The 19,296-nt window shown below is 72.9% G+C and carries 16 protein-coding genes; 10 read left to right on the top strand and 6 right to left on the bottom strand.

Translation table 11 applies throughout. The features are described from left to right. Window positions 1-92 precede the first annotated feature (92 nt). The gene (locus tag ABZZ20_RS29745) at window positions 93-362 is read left to right on the top strand and encodes a hypothetical protein (protein WP_356874832.1); all 270 of its coding nucleotides are present in this window, start codon (window positions 93-95) and stop codon (window positions 360-362) included. Window positions 363-395: 33 nt separating this feature from the next. Here ABZZ20_RS29745 and ABZZ20_RS29740 read toward each other — a convergent pair whose 3' ends face one another. From ABZZ20_RS29740 to ABZZ20_RS29730, 3 genes are all read right to left on the bottom strand, one after another. Further along, window positions 396-1,631, bottom strand: coding sequence for a CaiB/BaiF CoA-transferase family protein (locus tag ABZZ20_RS29740; protein WP_356874830.1), 1,236 nt, complete (start codon window positions 1,629-1,631; stop codon window positions 396-398). A gap of 138 nt (window positions 1,632-1,769) precedes the next feature. Continuing rightward, window positions 1,770-2,558 carry an ABC transporter permease gene (locus ABZZ20_RS29735; protein WP_356874828.1) on the bottom strand — a complete coding sequence of 263 codons (789 nt, stop codon included), beginning with the start codon at window positions 2,556-2,558 and terminating at the stop codon, window positions 1,770-1,772. Then, a complete protein-coding gene (locus ABZZ20_RS29730) occupies window positions 2,555-3,532 on the bottom strand; it encodes an ATP-binding cassette domain-containing protein (protein ID WP_356874826.1) in 978 nt (325 codons plus the stop codon). The genes ABZZ20_RS29735 and ABZZ20_RS29730 overlap by 4 nt, the downstream gene beginning before the upstream one ends. 63 nt (window positions 3,533-3,595) lie before the next feature. Between ABZZ20_RS29730 and ABZZ20_RS29725 the strand changes: the two genes are divergently transcribed. Beyond that, window positions 3,596-4,330 carry a TetR/AcrR family transcriptional regulator C-terminal domain-containing protein gene (locus ABZZ20_RS29725; RefSeq protein WP_356874824.1) on the top strand — a complete coding sequence of 245 codons (735 nt, stop codon included), beginning with the start codon at window positions 3,596-3,598 and terminating at the stop codon, window positions 4,328-4,330. Between the two features lie 223 nt (window positions 4,331-4,553). Here ABZZ20_RS29725 and ABZZ20_RS29720 read toward each other — a convergent pair whose 3' ends face one another. Next, complete coding sequence (locus ABZZ20_RS29720; RefSeq protein ID WP_356874852.1) at window positions 4,554-5,681, bottom strand: type ISP restriction/modification enzyme; 1,128 nt, start codon at window positions 5,679-5,681, stop codon at window positions 4,554-4,556. A 157-nt stretch (window positions 5,682-5,838) separates the two neighbouring features. Here ABZZ20_RS29720 and ABZZ20_RS29715 point away from each other — a divergent pair, with 157 nt between their 5' ends. Then, window positions 5,839-6,000, top strand: a complete 162-nt coding sequence (locus tag ABZZ20_RS29715; protein ID WP_356874822.1) for a hypothetical protein — start codon at window positions 5,839-5,841, stop codon at window positions 5,998-6,000. A gap of 125 nt (window positions 6,001-6,125) precedes the next feature. Here the strand turns inward: ABZZ20_RS29715 and ABZZ20_RS29710 are convergent, their stop codons facing one another. Together ABZZ20_RS29710 and hmgA are read right to left on the bottom strand one after the other, a co-directional pair. Beyond that, window positions 6,126-6,875 (bottom strand): GntR family transcriptional regulator, encoded by a 750-nt coding sequence (locus ABZZ20_RS29710; protein WP_356874820.1) that lies wholly within the window; start codon window positions 6,873-6,875, stop codon window positions 6,126-6,128. Between the two features lie 57 nt (window positions 6,876-6,932). After that, window positions 6,933-8,246 (bottom strand): homogentisate 1,2-dioxygenase, encoded by a 1,314-nt coding sequence (gene hmgA / locus ABZZ20_RS29705; protein WP_356874818.1) that lies wholly within the window; start codon window positions 8,244-8,246, stop codon window positions 6,933-6,935. A 255-nt stretch (window positions 8,247-8,501) separates the two neighbouring features. On the opposite strand from hmgA, the gene ABZZ20_RS29700 reads away from it, so the two are divergent. The 7 genes from ABZZ20_RS29700 (at window position 8,502) to ABZZ20_RS29670 (ending at window position 19,250) form a co-directional block, all read left to right on the top strand. Further along, window positions 8,502-10,604 (top strand): right-handed parallel beta-helix repeat-containing protein, encoded by a 2,103-nt coding sequence (locus tag ABZZ20_RS29700; protein WP_356874816.1) that lies wholly within the window; start codon window positions 8,502-8,504, stop codon window positions 10,602-10,604. Further along, on the top strand, window positions 10,601-11,650 hold the full coding sequence (locus ABZZ20_RS29695; protein WP_356874814.1) for a hypothetical protein: 1,050 nt from the start codon (window positions 10,601-10,603) through the stop codon (window positions 11,648-11,650). Before ABZZ20_RS29700 ends, ABZZ20_RS29695 begins: the two co-directional genes overlap by 4 nt. A gap of 193 nt (window positions 11,651-11,843) precedes the next feature. Further along, window positions 11,844-13,127, top strand: a complete 1,284-nt coding sequence (locus ABZZ20_RS29690; protein ID WP_356874850.1) for a hypothetical protein — start codon at window positions 11,844-11,846, stop codon at window positions 13,125-13,127. A gap of 35 nt (window positions 13,128-13,162) precedes the next feature. Then, window positions 13,163-13,786 (top strand): TetR/AcrR family transcriptional regulator, encoded by a 624-nt coding sequence (locus ABZZ20_RS29685; protein WP_356874848.1) that lies wholly within the window; start codon window positions 13,163-13,165, stop codon window positions 13,784-13,786. Window positions 13,787-13,905: 119 nt separating this feature from the next. Further along, the gene (locus ABZZ20_RS29680; RefSeq protein WP_356874812.1) at window positions 13,906-16,161 is read left to right on the top strand and encodes a molybdopterin oxidoreductase family protein; all 2,256 of its coding nucleotides are present in this window, start codon (window positions 13,906-13,908) and stop codon (window positions 16,159-16,161) included. 73 nt (window positions 16,162-16,234) lie between these two features. Beyond that, on the top strand, window positions 16,235-17,737 hold the full coding sequence (locus ABZZ20_RS29675) for a citrate:proton symporter (RefSeq protein ID WP_356874810.1): 1,503 nt from the start codon (window positions 16,235-16,237) through the stop codon (window positions 17,735-17,737). Between the two features lie 100 nt (window positions 17,738-17,837). Further along, window positions 17,838-19,250 carry an aldehyde dehydrogenase family protein gene (locus ABZZ20_RS29670; RefSeq protein ID WP_356874808.1) on the top strand — a complete coding sequence of 471 codons (1,413 nt, stop codon included), beginning with the start codon at window positions 17,838-17,840 and terminating at the stop codon, window positions 19,248-19,250. The last annotated feature ends 46 nt before the right edge of the window (window positions 19,251-19,296 follow it).

Raw genomic sequence — 19,296 nt, 5'->3', positions numbered from 1 at the left:
TAATTCACACCACCGGGATACCCGAGCACGACGTGGGGGCGATAGGGTTACCCTGCCCGGGCCGGGTGCCCTCGTACGGGTGGGGAGAGAACATGGAACAGATAGCAATGCGCAGCAGGCCGCCTCGCGTGCCTGCCATCACCTGCGGAAGCAGTGCGACCAGCTCGCGCCTCGACCGCCACCTCGCCGTGCTGGGCGGACCCGCCCTCCCGCACCGCGAGACGGCCGAGGCGACGCTGCTGATGCGCGAACTCACCTCTCGCGACCACACGCACCGCCTGCGGAGCCGGAGCGCGCGCGTCTCGCTCTTCGCCCCGCTGCGCCGCCTGCGTCGCACGCTCTTCGGTAGCCGCCGTTCGTAACTGTCCCCGGTCCCACGGAGTTTCGCCCCGGCCCTACGCAACCACACCTTCCCGGCGCAGTGTCGTGATCTGTGCGCCCGTCATCCCCAGGGCGCGCAGCAGGGCCTCGGTGTGTTCGCCGAGCGCGGGCACCGCACCCATGTGCGGTGCCGCGCCGCCCGGCAGTCCAATCGGCGGCAACAGTGCCCGCAGCGGACCGGCCGGTGATCCCACCTCCCGCCAGCGGTCCCGTGCCGCCAGTTGCGGATGCCCGGCGAGCTGGGCCACCGAGTTCAGTCGAGCGCAGGCGATGCCTGCCGCCTCCAGCCGCCCGATCGCCTCGCCCGCACTCAGCCCGGCCAGTGCCTCGGCCACCACGGCGTCGGTCTTCTCCCTCCCGCGCGTGCGTGCGGCATTGGTCGCGTACGCCGGATCCTCAGCCAACTCGGGCCGCTCCAGCACCTGTTCGGCGAGCCGCCGCCACTCCCGGTCGTTCTGCACGGACAGCAGCACCCGGTCCCCGTCCGCCGTCGGGTAGGCGTCGTACGGCGCGATCACCGCGTGCGCGAGGCCCGTGCGTACGGGCTGCTCCCCGCCGTGCATCGTGTGGTGCAGCGGATGCCCCATCCACTCGGCGAGCGCGTCGAGCATCGAGACCTCCACCCGCCCCCCGCGCCCGGTGATCCCGCGCCGCAGCAACGCCGCGAGGACCCCGGAGAAGGCGTACATGGCCGCCGCGATGTCCGCAGCCGGGATGCCGGCCTTGACGGGCTGCTCCGGAGTGCCGGTCACCGAGACCAGTCCCGCCTCGCACTGGACGAGCATGTCGTAGGCGCGCTTGTGGGCGTACGGGCCCTCGGCCCCGTAGCCGGAGATGTCCACGGCGACCAGCCGCGGGTACCGCTCGCACAGGGTGGCCGAGTCGATCCCGAGCCGGGCGGCCGCCCCCTGGGCGAGGTTCTGGACGAAGACGTCCGCCCCGTCGAGCAGCTCGTGCAGGATCTCCCGACCGCGCGGGTCCTTCAGGTCGAGCGCGATCGATTCCTTGCCGCGGTTGGCCCAGACGAAGTGCGAGGCCAGCCCGTGTGCGGCGGTGTCGTAGGCGCGGGCGAAGTCGCCGCCGTCGGGCCGCTCGACCTTGACCACCCGGGCGCCGAGGTCGGCGAGCTGGCGGGTGGCGAAGGGGGCCGAGACGGCCTGTTCGACGGCGACGACGGTGACACCGTCGAGGGGCAGCGGGTCCACGGAGCGTGCCGGCGCGGGCGCCGGAGCGGGTGAGTCAGGTGTCATGACAGCCTGCCTACCTGCCGGAACCCCGGCCTGTCACCCCCCCCGTACCGTCGAGCCTTCTGCCGTTGCCTCCTGCCGTTGTCTCCTACCGTGATCCGTTTCCGTGCGGGAATCCCACCGCGCAGGTGACCGCGCCGGTCAGTCCCGGCCGCGCGCGAACCGCCGCGTGGCGGGCGGTGCGAAGAGTGCCAGCAGGAGCAGCGACCAGGCGACGGCCCCCGCGACCGGGTGCGCCGCGGGCCATGCGGCGCCCGCCGCGGCCTCGCCGCCCGCGTTCCCGCACAGCGCACGCACTGCCGTCGCGACGGCGCTGATCGGGTTCCACTCGGCGACCGTGCGCAGCCACCCGGGCAGTCCGGCGGTCGGCAGGTACGCACTGGACAGCATCGGCAGCACGAAGGTGGCGCTGCCGAGCTGGCCCGCCGCCTCCTCGCTGCTGCTCAGCAGGCCGAAGTACGTCCCCACCCACGCGGTGGCGAAGCGGAACAGCAGCAGCACCCCCAGCGCCCCCAGTGCGCCGGGTAGTCCGGTCTCGATCCGCCAGCCCATGGCGAGCCCCACCAGCATCACCGGCACCATGGAGACCGCCGTGGTCAGCAGGTCGGCGGCGGTCTGCCCGAGCGGTACAGCCGCGCGGCTCGTCGGCAAGGTGCGAAATCGGTCCATCACTCCGCGGTGGGCGTCCTGCGCGGCGGTGAAGACGCCGGTCATCAGGCCGTTGGCGGCGGTCGCGGCGAGCAGCCCGGGCACCAGGAACTCGCGGTACTCGGAACCCGGCATGGCGAGCGCGCTGCCGAAGACGTAGCCGAAGAACAACAGCATCGTGATCGGCATGGTCTGGGTGAGGACCAGCAGCGCGGGCGCGTGCCGGGCCTTTTGCAACTGGCGGGTCAGGACGGCACTGCCGTCCGACAACAGGGTGCTCACGCGGCGCGCTCCTCGTGGTCGTGCCGTCCGGTGGCCGTGCGGACCCGGGTGAGGCGCAGGAACACCTCGTCGAGGGTGGGCGGGCGCAGGCTCGCGTCCGTGACCGGGACGCCGGCCCGGTCCAGGGCGCGGATGATCCCGGGGAGGGTGAGGTCCTGGTCGAGGACCGTCACCCCGGCGGTCAGTCGCTGTCCGTCGAGTACGGGTCGGCCGCCGGTGAGCTGGTCTAGCACGACGGCCGCGGCCGGGAGCGCCGTGGCCTGCGCGACGGTGACCTCGGCGTATGCGCCGATCCGGGACTTGAGCTCGGCCGGAGTGCCCGTGGCGACGGCCCTGCCGTCGTCGATGACGACGATGTCGTCGGCGAGGCGGTCGGCCTCCTCCAGGTACTGCGTGGTGAGGAGGACGGTCGTGCCCTCCTCGGCGAGCGCTCGGACCGCCGTCCAGATGTGCTCGCGGGCCGCCGGATCGAGGCCCGTGGTGGGCTCGTCGAGGAAGAGGACCCGGGGGCGGGTGATCAGCCCGGCGGCGAGGTCGAGGCGCCTGCGCATCCCTCCGGACCACGTGGCGGCCACCCGGTCGGCGGCCCCGCCGAGGTCGAAGCGGTCCAGCAGCTCGTCGGCGCGGGCCCGGCCGGCCGACCCGCGCAGCCCGGCGAGGCGGGCGAACAGCCGCAGGTTCTCGCGGCCCGTCAGGTCCCCGTCGACCGAGGCGTACTGGCCGCTGACCCCGATGGAGCGGCGGACGGCGGCCGGATCGCGCGTGACGTCGTGGCCGGCGACGAGGGCGCGGCCGGCGGTGGGCCGGGTCAGCGTGGTGAGCACCCGGACGGCCGTGGTCTTTCCCGCCCCGTTGGGGCCGAGGAGGCCGCAGACCGAGCCCTCCGGCACCGCCAGATCGAGGCCGCGCAGCGCGTGCACCTCGCCGAAACGCTTCTCCAAAGCTTCACTAAGTACACCGTACGTAGATGTCATGCGGCGCACCCTACCTCACTACGTACGGCGTACGTAACTAGGATGGTCGCGAGGTGATGACGAATGGCAGCCAGCGGGCGACCCGCCCCACCCGAAGTGATCTGGGCCCGCCCGGAGCGCGCCGGCCGCGGACCCCGGCCCGCCCACACCCGCGAGTCGATCGCGGCCGAGGCCGTGCGGATCGCGGACGCGGAGGGGATCGAGGCCGTCTCCATGCGGCGCGTGGCGACCGGGATCGGCGCCGGGACGATGTCCCTGTACAACTACGTGCCGCGCAAGGAGGACCTGTACGAGCTGATGGTCGACGCGGTCAGCGGCGAGTACGAGCTGACCCCGCCGACCGGAAACTGGCGGGCCGACCTGCTGGCGCTCGCCCGCCAGACCCGGGAACTGATGCACCGCCACCCGTGGCTCCCCCGGCTGCTGTCCCCGGTCTACGGCTTCAGCCCGAACGCTCTGCGCTACCTGGAGCACAGCCTGGACTGCCTGACCCCGCTGGAGGTGTCCGGCCCGGAGAAGCTGGAGCTCGTCGCCGCCGTCAACGGCACGGTGGCCACGTTCGTCGCGAGCGAACTGGCCCTGGCCGAACGGGCCCGGTCGCTGCCGTGGGACGAGGCCGCCGAGGAGGGCGTACGGACGGCCTGGCTGGGCTCACGGCTGGCGACCGGTCAGTACCCCCTGCTGGCCGCGGCCCTCGCCGGCGCGCATCCGGTGGTGGACGCGGCGGCCGACCTCGGCGCCGTGTTCGACCGCTCGGTGTCCCGGCTGCTCGGCGCGTGGGGCCCCGCGCAGGGCTGACCCGGGGCCCGGTCACTGGTCGGAGCAGGGCTGACCCGGTCATCTCGGCCCCGGTCAGGGTCGGGCCGACCCCGGGGCCCGGTTACGGCCAGGGCCTGCCCGACTCGGGGCCCGGCTAGGGGGTCAGGGCCCGCCCGACCTGGGCCCGGTTACGGTCAGGGCATGCCCGACTCGGGGCCCGGTTACGGCCAGGGCCCGCCCGACCCGCGGCCCCGGGGCCCGGTCAGAGCAGCGTGAACTGCCCGCCGGGGCCCTCCTCGTGGTGGTCCAGCACGGAGGCCGGGCGCCGGGCCCCGCGCGGTGGCGGCAGCACTCCCGCGGCCGTCAGATCGGCGGCCGTCAGCAGCGGCCCGGGGGTGAACGCCGCCCGCTCCGGCGCCAGATCGGCCAGCAGCGCGAGCGTGGTCACCAGGGCCAACAGCTCGGAGGTCCAGGTCTGCGGCCACTCGGCCGGCCCGAGCGACTCCAGCCCGTCGGCCTCCGGACCCCGGTGGGCGGTGCGGGCGGCGAACCAGGCTTCCAGCACCCGGGTGCCGCCCTGCACCTCGTACTCCCAGGCGCCCGGCGGTACGGGGGACACCGTCCCGGCGCCGAGGCTCAGGGTCTCGCTCTCCGGGTCGTACCCGAGGGCGTCCGGCCAGGCCTGGACCGCCGACCGGACGTACGGGCGTCGCCCGCCCGGAAGCCGGGGCGGCTCACCGCAGGGTCCCCCGCGCAACTGGGCCTTCAGGAGACGGTGTCCCAGCTCCAGCCCGGCCCGCCAGCGCTCGGGGTCGCCCGTGAGTGGGACCTCGTACCCGCGGGGGCCGGGCCGGCCCGCCGCGAGGATCCAGCACAGTACGTCCTGCGGGGTGACCCAGCCGCCGTAGCGCTCGCCCAGCACCGGCAGCAGGCCCGGTGCGAAATTGGGCTCGGCGCCCCCGGGGCGCCGGTGCAACGGGCGGATCCGGCCCGTTCGACCGGCCGGAAGGTGCGCGGTGACCAGCAGCTCCGGGGTCTCGACGGCGAAGAGCTGGTGCTCGTCCAGGACCCGCCACAGCTCGGGGCGGGCCATGTCGATGAGCCGCTGGTCGGGCAGCAGCCACTGTTCGTCGAAGGGGGCGCGCAGCACCCGTACGGGGTCCGGGCAGGGGCCGGGAGCATCGGCGAAGCGCGCGGTCGACGGGGAACGCTGTCCGGGCAGCGCTGCTGCCCCGGTGGTGGGCGTACGGGTGCGGGTCGGACGGAACAGCCGGCCCCGCTCGGCCCCTTCAGCGCCCGTCAGGGCCGCCCAGCGGGCGCGCAGGGTCGTGGGATCGGGGGCCGCCACCCAGGCCCGGCCCAGGCGCAGGGGCCCGACGGCCCAGGGCATCAGATCGTCCAGCAGCGGTACGTCGTCGCTCACCCGGCAGATGGTAGCGACGGTAGGTGGCGGCCGGGGGCGTGGCCGACGTCGTGGCCGGGCTGTGTCCGGGCCGAAGCGCTAGGCTCCCTATGTACGGAAATGTGCCGATGTCGAGGAGACGGACATGAGTCAATACGACGAATACTCGACTCCGTCGCAGGCCGAGGGCGAGCGGCTCGACGAGGACATGGACGAGAAGGAACGGATGCAGCGGCACCCTCAGACGATGCGGACCACCCCGTCGCAGGCGGAGGGCGAGCGCCGCAGCGAGGACGAGGAGAAGTAGCCTCCGATCGCGCCGGCCGACCCGGGCCCGGCCTGGCTCGGACCGGTCCGGGCCTGGCTCGGACCGGGCTCGCGCCTCGCCCGGGCCCGGATCGAGAGCCTCGGGCGGCCCCGGTGCGGGCCGGATCAGTGGGCGTCGACGGTCACCGTGAACGAGAACCGGTCGCCCCGGTACCGGATCCGCGCCACGTCCACCACCCGGCCGTCCTCGTCGTACGTGACCCCGGTGTAGTGCAGGATCGGGCTGAGTAGCGGGACCTGGAGCAGCTCGGCCGTCTCCGGGTCCGCGAGCCGTGCCTCGACGGTGTCCGTGATCCGGCTGATCCGCACGCCCACCACGTCACGCAGCACCTTGGTCATCGGCCAGCGCTCCAGATCGGCCAGGTCCACCGCCTCGGCGATCTCCGGGCGGACCGCGTTCTCCGCCCAGTTGGTCGGCTCGTCGCTCTCGCCGTCGTGCCGCAGCCGGCGGTACGTGACCACCTCGGCCGTGTCCGGGAAGTGCTCCAGCAGCTCCCCGGACACGGCCGTCCGAACACGGCCCAGAACCGTCGTACGGTCACCCGACTGCTGCGCCACGATCGTGTCGACAGAACCCAGCAGTCGTACCGGAGCCCCGCGCCGCGCACCCGGTTCGATGAACGTGCCGCGCCTGCGGTGCCGGCTGATCAGCCCCTCGCCCTCCAGCTCCTTGAGCGCCTGGCGCATGGTCAGCACGCTCACCCCGTAGTGCTCGGCGAGCTGCTCCTCGGTGGGGAGGCGCAACGAGGCGTCCGGGGTGCGCCCCAGTATCGAGGCGCGCAGAGACTGTGACACCTGGTACCAGAGCGGCAGCTTCCGGTTCAGCACCAGCGAGTCGGGGGCGAAGGCGGTCACGGGTGGTTCTCCGAACGGACGGGGCAGCGGGCGCGTGGCGCGGAGCGCGTAGCGATACTAGGCGCGGAAGTGACGTTCGAGCCCCTGCCAGACGTCGTCGTATCCGCGCTGGAGGTGATCGGCGCCGGCCGCCTGGGCGGTGGCGGTGATCGGCCATCGGGTCTCGAACATGAAGGCCAGGCCGTCGTCGATCTTCTGCGGCTTCAGCTCGGCGGCGCTCGCCCGGTCGAAGGTCTCCCGGTCCGGTCCGTGCGCGGACATCATGTTGTGCAGCGAGCCGCCGCCGGGCACGAAGCCTTCCGCCTTGGCGTCGTAGGCGCCCTCGATCAGGCCCATGTACTCGCTCATCACGTTGCGGTGGAAGTACGGCGGGCGGAAGGTGTCCTCGCCGACCAGCCAGCGCGGTGCGAAGACCACGAAGTCCACGCCCGCCAGCCCCGGGGTGTCGGAGGGCGAGGTCAGCACCGTGAAGATCGACGGGTCCGGGTGGTCGTAGCTGATGGAGCCCAGGACGTTGAAACGGCGCAGGTCGTACACGTACGGGACGTGCGTGCCGTACCAGGCGACCACGTCCAGCGGAGAGTGGTCGTAGGTGGCGGACCAGAGGTTGCCGCAGAACTTGTTGATCACCTCGGTCGGGCGCTCGACGTCCTCGAACGCCGCCACCGGGGCCCTGAAGTCCCGCGCGGCGGCCAGGCCGTTGGCGCCGATGGGGCCCAGGTCCGGCAGCTCGAAGGGGCGGCCGTAGTTCTCGCAGACGTAACCGCGGGCGTCGTCGTCCAGGAGCTCGACGCGGAAGCGCACACCGCGGGGGATCAGGGCGACCTCCCCGGGACCGGCGCTGAGCAGGCCGAGCTCGGTGCGCAGCAGCAGGCCGCCGCGCTCCGGGACGATCAGCAGCTCGCCGTCGGAGTCGCTGAACACCCGGTCCGTCATGGAGGCGTTGGCGGAGTAGAGGTGGATGGCCATGCCGGCGCGCTGGGTGGTGTCGCCGTTACCGCCGAGTGTCCACAGGCCCGCCAGGAAGTCGGTGCCGGCGGCCGGGTCGGGCAGCGGGTTCCAGCGGAGCCGGTTGGGGTCCGCCGGTGCCTCCGTGAAGGGGGCGGAACGCAGGGCGCCGTTCTCGATCCGGGTGAACGGCGGGTGGGCTGCCGAGGGGCGGATGCGGTAGAGCCAGGACCGGCGGTTGTGCACCCGGGGCTCGGTGAAGGCGCTGCCGCTGAGCTGCTCCGCGTACAGGCCGAGGGGGGCGCGCTGGGGCGAGTTGCGGCCGGGGGGCAGGGCGCCGGGGACGGCCTCCGAGCCGTGCTCGTTGCCGAAGCCGGTGAGGTACTCCAGTGCCTCCGCCGTCTTCCTGGCCTGCTCGCTCATGGGTGCTCCCGCTCTATCGAAGGAATCCTATGGTTGACAGTAGGATTCCGCGGCGCGCGCGTCAATGGCATCTCTCGGCTGCTTGTCCGAATCGGGGTGGACGGGACGAGGTGGCGGGGGCGGGTCGGCCGGGTGGGCCGGGGTCGCGCGGGGGACCGCAAAAGGTGGGTCGGGAGCCCGGGGCGGGCCGGTTCGCGCGCATTCGCAGCGTCGAGGGGGATCCGAAAAGGTGAACATTGCTCTACTCTCACGCGCATGTCGTGGACCCGCAGGTTCCCTGCCGTGCCGGCGGCGCTCCTCGCCGCCCTTCTCGCCCTCCTGTCCCTCTTCGCCGCCGCGCCCGCCGCCCGCGCGCACGAAGAGCGCCCCGTGACCCTCCCGGACGGCTCCGGATCGGTGCCGCAGTACCGGCCGGCCGAACCGGACCTGCTGGTCTGCAAGACCGACCGGCCCGCCTTCGAACGCCGGATATCCGGCTTTCCGGAAGAGCTGAAACAGCGCAACCTCGCCCTGTACGAGCGCTGCGAGAAGAGCGGCTACCGGCACCTCCAGGAGGCCGTCGACGCCGTGGACCGGCCGGGCATGAACATCGCGATCCTCCCCGGCCTGTACGAGGAGGAGCCCTCACTGGCCAAGCCCACGGGGGAGTGCACCACACTGAAGGCCCCCAACTCCTCGCTCGGCTACCAGATCCTGACGTACGAGCAGCAGCGGCAGTGCCGGCACAACCAGAACCTCGTCGCGATCCTCGGTAAGACCGACCTGCAGATCGAGGGCACCGGCGCCAACCGGCTCGACGTCGTCATCGACGCCAAGTACCAGAAGCTGAACGCCATCCGCGCCGACGAGTCCGACGGCATCTACTTCCGCAACTTCACCGCACAGCGCACCACCTTCAACTCGCTGTACGTGCTTGCGGGCGACGGGTTCGTCATCGACGACGTGCTGACCCGATGGAACGACGAGTACGGCTTCTTGACCTTCGCCAGCGACCACGGGCTCTACAAGAACTGCGAGTCCTACGGGAACGGCGACTCAGGCATCTATCCCGGCAGTGCCTCCAACATCAACGACGGCCGGGGCTACGAGGTCCCGCGCTACTCCATCGAGATCACCGGCTGCCACAGCCACCACAACATGGTGGGCTACTCCGGAACCGCGGGCGACTCGGTGTGGGTGCACGACAACGAGTTCGACCAGAACATGGGCGGCGCCTCGATGGACAGCGCCTTCCCCGGACACCCCGGACTGCCGCAGAACCACGCCAAGTTCGAGCGGAACCTGATCCACGACAACAACGCGGACTACTACGGGTACGTCGCCGACGGCACCTGCGCCAAGCCGCCGATCGACCGCGGGTACGAGCAGGGGGTGGTCTGCCCGCAGATCTCCATGCCGCCGGGCACCGGCATCATCACCGCCGGCGGAAACTGGAACCTCTACGAGAACAACTGGGTGTACGGACACCGGCGCGCAGGCTTCTTCCTCTCGGCGGTCCCTGCCTTCATCCGCGGTGAGGAGCAGTGGTCGAAGCAGACGGACACCTCCCACCACAACCGATACGCGGCGAACGTCCTGGGCAAGGACAAGACCGGTGCGTCCCGCCCCAACGGCATGGACGTGTGGTGGGACGGTCAGGGCCGCGGGAACTGCTGGCAGTCCGGACCGGACGGCTCCTCCCCGGGCACGCTCCCGCAGTGCGGCGGCCACCAGGGTGACGTGTCGGGCGGCTCGTCCCGACTGGTGGGCGAACCGGTGAAACTCGCCCAACTCCTGGTCTGCGCCGACTACAGCGTTCAGGCGCGCAAGCTCCCGGCCGGCTGCGACTGGTACGGGGCGCGCGGCCTGGAGCGCGTGGAGACCCAGATCGCGGTGGCGGTGGCGGCGGTCCTGCTGTTGGTGGGCGGGGTGCTGTGGTGGCGCCGACTGCGCGGGTCCCGTCTGGGCACGGCGGCCTCGCTGCTGGGCCTGGCCGGCCTGGTCCTGGACGTGGCCGGATCCACGATGCCGCTCGGGGGCACCTTCGTACCGGCCCTGGCCCTGCTCCTGATGGGCTTGTGGTGGACGGGCACGGGCATCGCCCTGCGCCCCACCCGCCCCTGGCTGGCGCGGCTGACCCTGCTGCTGGCGGCCCTCACCCTGCTGGACGCCATCGACAAGGCCGTCGTGATGATCCCCTGGACCCCCCTCGGACCCTCCTGGATCCGAGCCCTGGTGGCGGTGCCCTGGGTCCTGTGGGCCACCATCGCGGCGTCCCGTCCGGCGGACCCGGCAGGCGACCGGCCCCCGGCCCCGGCCGGACCGGCCGGGCCCCGACGCGCCGAGGCCACGACGACCCCCACCCCGGACGCGGCATGACGGCCACCCCGGGCGGTGCCCGCCGGGCAACCGACCCCGCTGCCCCCGGCCTCGCCCACTCGGCCCCGGGCCACCCCGTCTCCGCCCCCTGCACCCCCGTGCAGCCCGTCTCCGGCCCCCGCACCCCCGTGCAGCCCGGCCCTGTGCAGCCCGGCCCCGCGCAGCCCGGCCGGGTCTCTCGGGCCGCCGGGTCGGGTGCGCGGACCGGGGCGCTGCTCGCGCTCGTTGTGCTCCTGGTCGCGGGCGCGGCGACGGGCTGCGGCGGGCGGGCCACCACCCACCACAAGCCCGGCACCAGCCACGAGCAGGCCACGGGCGGCGTGGGCACGCTGCTCGACGCCCAGGACCCCACGGGCCACCGGCTGCGCGAGGTCCCGGCCGAGGGTGCGCCACAGGTGCAGCTCGCCGCCCGCCCCGACTCCGAGGACGGCTGGAACCTCCAGCTGACGGTGAAGAACTTCCGCTTCACCCCGGACAGCGCGGGCGGCGGCGCCCTCCCGGGCGGCGGCCACGCGCACTTGGAGCTCGACGGCCGCAAGCTGGCCCGGCTGTACGGCCCTTGGTTCCACCTGCCCGCCGCGCAGGTTCCCGAGGGCGCGCACACCCTGACCGTCCGCCTCTACGCGGACGACCACACCGCCTGGGCGGTCGCCGGAAAGCCGATCGAGGGCACGGCGCAGCTCACCGGCGCCGCTCCGGGCCAGGCCGGCCACCACGACCACACCCCGCCGTCGCCCCTGCCGTCGCCCCCGCCTTCACCCGCGCCCCCGACGGAGGCCCAGGCAGACCGGACGATCATCGTCACCGTCCGGGACGGAAAGGTCACCCCCGCCCCCGGCCGTACCGAACTCCGGCGGGGCGAGCGCATCGCCCTGCACGTCACCAGCGACCGCGCGGACACCCTGCACGTCCACGGCTACGACGAGGAACTCGCCCTGCCGGCAGGCCAGGAGGCCACCCTGGTCCTGACGGCGGACCGCACGGGCCTCTTCGAGGTGGAGACCCACTCGTCCCGTCTCGTCCTGACCCAACTCCTCGTCCGGTGACCGCGCCGGCGCCCGCAGTCGACCGGGCCGGGGCCCGGACGGCCCGATTCCCCGTCCGCGGCGGGGAGCATGGTCGTCCGGACCTCCCATGCTGACCGCGGCCGGGCCGGCGCCCACCCCGAGCGTGAGCACGGGCCCCGGTCCGGGCCCTGGCGCAGGCGGTGGCGGCCACCTCTCCGGCGTGGTCCCGCACCTGGCCGATCCGCCCACCCTGCTCGCGCACGGGATCGGGTCCCAGCACGATCTGCCGATATCTCCCTTCTACGCATTCGCCGGTGCCTTCGCCGCGCTGTTCGTCTCCTTCCTCGCGCTCGGCCTGCTCTGGTCCACCTCCCGCTTCCGCGGCGCCCGATCAGGGCTCGCCCTGCCGTCGGCCCTGGAGCGGATCGCCGACGCCCCGGCCCTGCGCACCGCCCTGCGCGGACTCGGCCTCGTTGTCGCGCTCGCCGTCTTCCTCTCCCTCCTCCTCGGCCCCGACGACCCCGCGCGCAACCCCGCCCCCGGCGCCGTCTACGTACTCCTCTGGATCGGACTCGTCCCCGCCTCCCTCCTCCTCGGCCCCGTCTGGCGCCTCCTCAACCCGCTCCGCACCCTGTACCGCCTGCTGCCCCGCGCCCTGCGCCGAGCCCGCGCTCCCCTCCCCGCCCGGCTGGGGCAATGGCCCGCTGCCGCAGGCCTGTTCGGCTTCACCTGGCTCGAACTGGCAGCTCCCGATCCCGCCTCCACCACCACCCTCCTGACCGTCGTCGCCCTCTACACCGCCGCCCACCTCGCCCTCGCCGCCCGGTTCGGCGAGCGCTGGTTCGCCGACGGGGACGCCTTCGAGGCGTACTCCACCCTCCTGGCCCGGCTCTCTCCCCTCGGTCGCCGCAGCGACGGCCGTCTGGTGCTCCGTAACCCCCTCCACGGACTCGACGCGACGCCCGAGCGGCCCGGACTCGTCGCCACCGTCTGCGTCCTGCTCGGCTCCACCGCCTACGACGGCTACTCCGACGACCCGTCGTGGATCGACACCCTTCAGACCTCCCCCCTCGGCCGCACCCCCACGGCCACGCTCGGACTGCTCACCGCCGTCGCTCTCGTCGCCGCCCTCTACTGCCTGTGCGCCGCGGCCGTCCGCCTCGTCTGCGGCCCGCACCCGGGCCCGTTGACCGCCTTCGCGCACTCACTCGTACCGATCGCACTCGGCTATCTCATCGCCCATTACTTCTCCCTCTTCGTCACCGAAGGACCACGCACAGTCATCATGGCACTGGGCACTGACAACGCCCCCGATCCCTTGCCCCCACTGGGCCCCGGCGGCCTCGCCGCCCTCCAGGTCCTCGCCGTCGTCGCAGGCCACGTCCTCGGCGTGATCGCGGCCCACGACCGCTCCGTACGCCTCTTCCCGACCGCCAGGGCCGTCGCCGGCCAACTGCCGCTGCTCGCGCTGATGATCACTTACACGATCGGGGGGATCGGCCTCCTCCTGAACTGAGACCGCTGGCGAACCGCGATCCCGGGACCGGCATGATGGACCCCGTGCCCCCTGCCCACCCCTTGCGCCGTACTCCGATCCAGCAGCGCAGCGCCGACCGGCTCGCCCGGATCCTCGAAGCCTGCGCCGAACTCCTGGACGAGACCGGTTACGAGAACCTCAGCACCCGGGCCGTCGCCCTGCGCGCCGGCGTGCCCATCGGATCGGTCTACCGCTTCTTCGGCAACAAGCGGGCCATGGTCATCGCCCTCGCCCACCGCAACCTCGACCACTACACCGAAGGGATCGCGGAGCGCCTCGCCGCCCTTCCGGCCGACGGTGACTGGCGGCCCGTCGTGGACGCCGTACTGGACGAGTACCTCGCCATGAAACGCACCGTTCCCGGCTTCGCGCTCGTCGACTTCGGGATCCCCGCCCCGCCTGCGGAGGGCCCGGCCGCAGACCCCAACCGACTGGTCGCCGTGCGCCTCACCGAACTGCTCGGCGCGCACCTCGGGCTGACCCCGGACGCCGCCCTCGAACGGGCGGTCCTGGTCGCCGTCGAAGCCACCGACGCGCTGACGAAGTTGGCCTTCCGCACCGACCCCGCCGGCGATCCCGACATCGTCGCCGAGATCCGGGCGATGATGCACGCCTACCTCGCCCGGGTACTGGACTGACCCGCGACCCTCCCGCGCGGAGGCTCATCCGCATCCCACCCCTCCCCAGCGTCCCTACCGGTCGGTATGCTCGGTGCGCCCGCGTGTTCGTGCCGCAGCCTGCCGCCCCTGGAGGGCCCATGCCCCGCACCGCCCTGCGCATCTGCCCCCTCTGCGAAGCCACCTGCGGCCTCACCCTCACCGTCGAGGGCGCCACCGTCACCGGCGCCCGCGGCGACCGCGAAGACGTCTTCAGCCGCGGCTTCATCTGCCCCAAGGGCGCAGCCTTCGGCGCGCTCGACGCCGACCCCGACCGCCTGCGCAGCCCCCTCGTCCGCCGCGACGGTCGGCTCCAGGAGGCCACCTGGGAGGAGGCGTACGAGGCCGTCGCCGCAGCGATCCCGGCCCTCGTGCAGGAGCACGGCGCCCCGTCCGTCGGCGTGGTCCTCGGCAACCCGAACGTGCACACCATGGCGGGCGCCCTCTACCCGCCGTTGCTGCTCAAGGCCCTCGGCACCCGCAACCTCTTCACTGCCAGCACCCTCGACCAGATGCCCAAACACGTCTCCAGCGGACTCCTCTTCGGCGACCCCTTCGCCGTCCCGGTCCCCGACCTGGACCGCACCGACTTCCTGCTGCTCATCGGCGCCAACCCGGTCGAATCCAACGGCTCCCTGTGCACCGCCCCCGACTTCCCCGGTCGGCTCAAGGCACTGCGCGCCCGCGGCGGCACCCTGGTCGTCGTCGACCCGCGCCGCACCCGCACGGCCCGGCTCGCCGACCGCCACCTCGCGCCGCGCCCCGGCAGCGACGCCCTACTGCTGGCCGCCCTCGCCCACACCCTGCTCGCGGAGAAGCTCGTCGCCCCCGGCGCGCTGGAGGAACGGATCGAAGGCCTCGGGGAACTCGGCGAGGCCCTCGGGAGTTTCACTCCCGAGGCCGTGGCCCCCGCCTGCGACCTCACGGCCACCGAGATCCGCGCCCTCGCCCGCGATCTCGCCGCCGCGCCCACCGCCGCCGTGTACGGGCGGATCGGCAGCTGCACCGTCGAGTACGGGACGCCGGCCAGCTGGCTGGTCGACGTACTGAACGTCCTCACCGGCAACCTCGACCGGCCCGGAGGCGCGCTCTTCCCCCTCCCGGCCGCCGGCCCCCGGCCGCACCCCGCGGGCCCGGGCAAGGGCTTCGCCCTCGGCCGCTGGCGCAGCCGGGTCAGCGGCCACCCCGAGGCCAAGGCCGAACTGCCCATCGCGGCACTGGCCGAGGAGATCGAGACCCCGGGGGAGGGACGCATCCGTGCGGTGATCGCCATCGCCGCCAACCCGGTGCTGTCCGCGCCCGACGGCCGGCGCCTCGACGCGGCCCTGGCCGGGCTCGACTTCATGGTCAGCGTCGACCCCTACCTCAACGAGACCTCGCGCCACGCCCACGTCGTTCTGCCTCCGCCGCCGCCCTCGCAGAGCGCGCACCACGACTTCGCCTTCAACGGTTTCGCCGTCCGCAACCAGGCCCGCTACACGCGCCCCGCCGTCCCGCTCGAAGCAGGCCTGATCGACGAGTGCGAGATCCACGCCCGCCTGGTCCTCGCCGTCTCCGGCAGGTACGGCTCCACGGACCCGGCCGCAGTCGACGAGATGGTCATCCGGGGCACCCTCGCCAAGGAGACCGCCGATCCGGGTTCCCCGCTGCACGGACAGGATCCGGCGCGCCTCGCCGGCCTGCTCACCGGGGAGAGCGGCCCCGAGCGGCGGCTCGACCTGATGCTCCGACTCGGGCCGTACGGAGGCCTGTTCGGCGCCGGTTCCGCCTCTGAGGCGGGCGAGGGCGAGAGCGCGGGGCTGAGCCTGGAGCGGCTGCTCGCGCACCCGCACGGCATCGACCTGGGCCCGCTGCGGCCTCGGCTCCCGGGCGTGCTGAAGACGCGTAGCGGCAGGATCGAGCTCCTGCCGGCCCCGATCGCGGCCGAGCTCCCCCGGTTGCGTGCGGCGCTCGACGACCGCCCCGCCGCCCTGGTGCTCGTGGGCCGCCGCCACCTGCGGTCCAACAACAGCTGGTTGCACAACGTCCCGGCCCTCACCGGAGGTTCCAACCGCTGCACCCTCCAGGTGCATCCGCAGGACGCCGACCGGCTCGGCCTCACCGAGGGCGGCCTCGCCCGGATCACCGCCGGCGGCGGCAGCCTGGAGGTACCCGTCGAGGTCACCGACGCGGTCCGCACCGGAGTGGTGAGCCTTCCGCACGGCTGGGGCCACGACCGGGAAGGAGTACGGCTCTCCGTGGCCTCCGCCGCTCCCGGCGCCAACGTCAACCAGCTCCTCGACGGCTCCCGGCTCGATCCGCTGTCCGGCACGGCGGTGCTCAACGGCTTCCCCGTCGAACTCACACCCCTGCCCTGAGCTGGGGTTTTGCTCGTATTGCTCGCAGGTGGACGTCTTGTTGGCCCAGGGAGGAGGCACCTACGTTCCCTGCATGCTGACCTTCCTCGGCTTCGCCATGATCGCCACCTTCCTGGTCCTGATCATGATGAAGAAAATGTCGCCCATCGCGGCGCTCGTCCTCATCCCCGCGCTCTACTGCGTGTTCGCAGGAAAGGGCGCCCACCTCGGCGACTACGTCATCGATGGCGTCGGCAAGCTCGCGCCGACCGCCGCCATGCTGATGTTCGCCATCGTCTACTTCGGCGTGATGATCGACGTCGGGCTCTTCGACCCGATCGTGCGCGCCATCCTGCGCTTCTGCAAGGCGGACCCGGTGCGGGTCGTGGTCGGCACCGCTGTCCTCGCCGCGATCGTCTCGCTCGACGGGGACGGCTCGACCACCTTCATGATCACCGTCTCGGCGATGTACCCGCTGTACAAGCGGTTGGGCCTCAGCCTGGTGGTCATGACGGGCGTCGCCGCCACCGCGAACGGCGTCATGAACACCCTGCCCTGGGGCGGGCCCACGGCCCGCGCCGCCACTGCCCTCAAGGTCGATGCCGCCGACATCTTCGTCCCCATGATCCCGGCCCTCGCGGTCGGCCTGCTGTTCGTATTCGGCCTCGCGTATGTCCTCGGCCTGAAGGAGCGCCGCCGGATCGGGACGCTGGTCCTCCCCGGCGGCGCGGAGCAGCTCCCGGAGCCCGACGAGGAGCGCCTGGTCGCCGCCGGCACCGCCCCCGGTGCAGGTTCCGCCTCCGCCGCCGACTCCGCTTCCGGTGTGGCCTCCCCCTCCGCCCTCGGTGCAGGTTCCGATGCCGGGTCCGCTCCCGGTGCACGGTCCGCTGCCGGGGCCGCACCCGACTCCCTCTCTGGTGCCGGGGCAGCGGCCCCTGCCCCGTCCGGGGAAGGCTTCCAGGGCCTCGACCCCCACCGCCCCACCCTCCGCCCCGGCCTGTACTGGTTCAACGCCGGCCTCACCATCGCCCTCCTCACCGCGATGATCATGGAACTGCTGCCCATCCCGGTGCTCTTCCTCCTCGGCGCCGCCCTCGCCCTCACCGTCAACTTCCCGCACATGCCGGACCAGAAGGCCCGGATCGCCGCCCACGCCGACAACGTCCTCAACGTCGCCGGCATGGTCTTCGCCGCCGCCGTCTTCACCGGTGTCCTCAGCGGCACCGGCATGGTCAAGCACATGGCCGACTGGCTCGTCGCTGCCATCCCCGAGGGCATGGGCCCGCACATGGCCCTGGTGACCGGCCTGCTCAGCCTGCCGCTCACCTACTTCATGTCCAACGACGGCTTCTACTTCGGCGTCCTGCCGGTCCTGGCCGAGGCCGGTGCGGCGCACGGGGTCTCCCCGCTGGAGATCGCCCGCGCCTCGCTGGTCGGTCAGGCCCTGCACATGTCCAGCCCACTGGTTCCCGCCGTCTACGTCCTCGTCGGCATGGCCGGTGTCGAGTTCGGCGACCACACCCGCTTCACCGTGAAATGGGCGGCGCTCACCTCTCTCGTCGTCCTCGGGGCAGGGATGCTTTTCGGCATCATCTGATCGCGGAAGCCCCTGGCGGCCCGAAAACTACCGACGCTAGTTTGTAGGGTGGTCGAACGAGATCAGGTCTACGCGCTCGTGCGTGCTCGGGAGGAATGCCATGAAGGCCCACGACGGGATGTACATCGGCGGCGCATGGCGGCCCGCCGTCGGACGCGACCGGATCGAGGTGATCAACCCGGCCGACGAACAGGTCATCGCAGGGGTTCCGGCCGGCAGTGCCGAGGACGTGGACGCGGCCGTACGTGCGGCACGCGCCGCGTTCCCCGGCTGGGCGGCCACGGCTCCGGCCGAGCGGGCCGCCCGGATCGCGGCGCTGCGCGACGTACTGGTCGCCCGTAAGGGCGAGTTCGCCGAGACCATCACCGCCGAACTCGGCTCCCCGACGGGGTTCTCGGAGATGGTCCACGTGGGGGCGCCGATCGCGGTGTCCTCCTCGTTCGCCGAGCTGGCGGCCTCGTACGCCTTCGAGGAGCGGATAGGGAACTCCACCGTCCTGCTGGAGCCGGTCGGCGTGGTCGGGGCCATCACGCCCTGGAACTACCCGCTGCACCAGATCGTTGCCAAGGTGGCGCCCGCCCTCGCCGCCGGCTGCACCCTCGTCCTCAAGCCGGCCGAGGACACCCCGCTGACCGCACAGCTCTTCGCCGAGGCCGTGCACGAGGCGGGCATTCCGGCCGGAGTGTTCAACCTGGTGACCGGGACCGGCCCGGTCGCCGGTCAAGCACTGGCCGCGCACGAAGGGGTCGACCTCGTCTCCTTCACCGGCTCCACCGCGGTCGGCAAGCAGATCGGCGCCACGGCCGGCGCCGCAGCCAAGCGCGTCGCCCTCGAACTCGGCGGCAAATCGGCCAATGTCATCCTGCCCGGAGCCGACCTGGCCAAGGCCGTCGCGACGGGCGTGGGTCACGTCATGAACAACTCCGGTCAGAGCTGCAACGCGCTCACCCGCATGCTCGTCCACCGCGACCAGTACGAGGAAGCCGTCTCGCTCGCTGCCGCCGCCGTCGCCAAATACCCCTCCGGCGACCCCCGCGACCCGGGCACCCGCCTCGGCCCGGTCGTCAACGCCAAGCAGCGCGACCGCGTGCGCGGATACATCGCCAAGGGCGTCGAGGAGGGCGCGCGCCTCGTCGCCGGCGGCCCCGACGCGCCGCACGAGCGCGGGTACTTCATCGCCCCGACCGTGTTCGCCGACGTCACGCCCGACATGACCATCGCGCAAGAGGAGATCTTCGGCCCGGTACTGTCGATCCTCCCGTACGAGGACCAGGACGAGGCCTTGCGCATCGCCAACGGCACCGTGTACGGCCTGGGCGGCGCGGTCTGGGCGGCGGACGAGGAGACCGCCGTGGCCTTCGCCCGGCGCATGGACACCGGCCAGGTGGACATTAACGGAGGCCGTTTCAACCCGCTCGCGCCCTTCGGCGGCTACAAGCAGTCGGGGGTGGGCCGCGAGCTCGGGCCGCACGGCCTGGCCGAATACCTCCAGACCAAGTCCTTGCAGTTCTGAGCCGCCCCGAGCCCCTCACCCCGAGCCCCTCACACCGAGTCCCGAG

Origin of the sequence: Streptomyces sp. NPDC006430 (genome assembly GCF_040612395.1) — a bacterium.
Lineage (GTDB): Bacteria > Actinomycetota > Actinomycetes > Streptomycetales > Streptomycetaceae > Streptomyces.
Note: the sequence above shows the minus strand (reverse complement) of the source record. Positions and strands in the feature narration are given on the sequence as shown.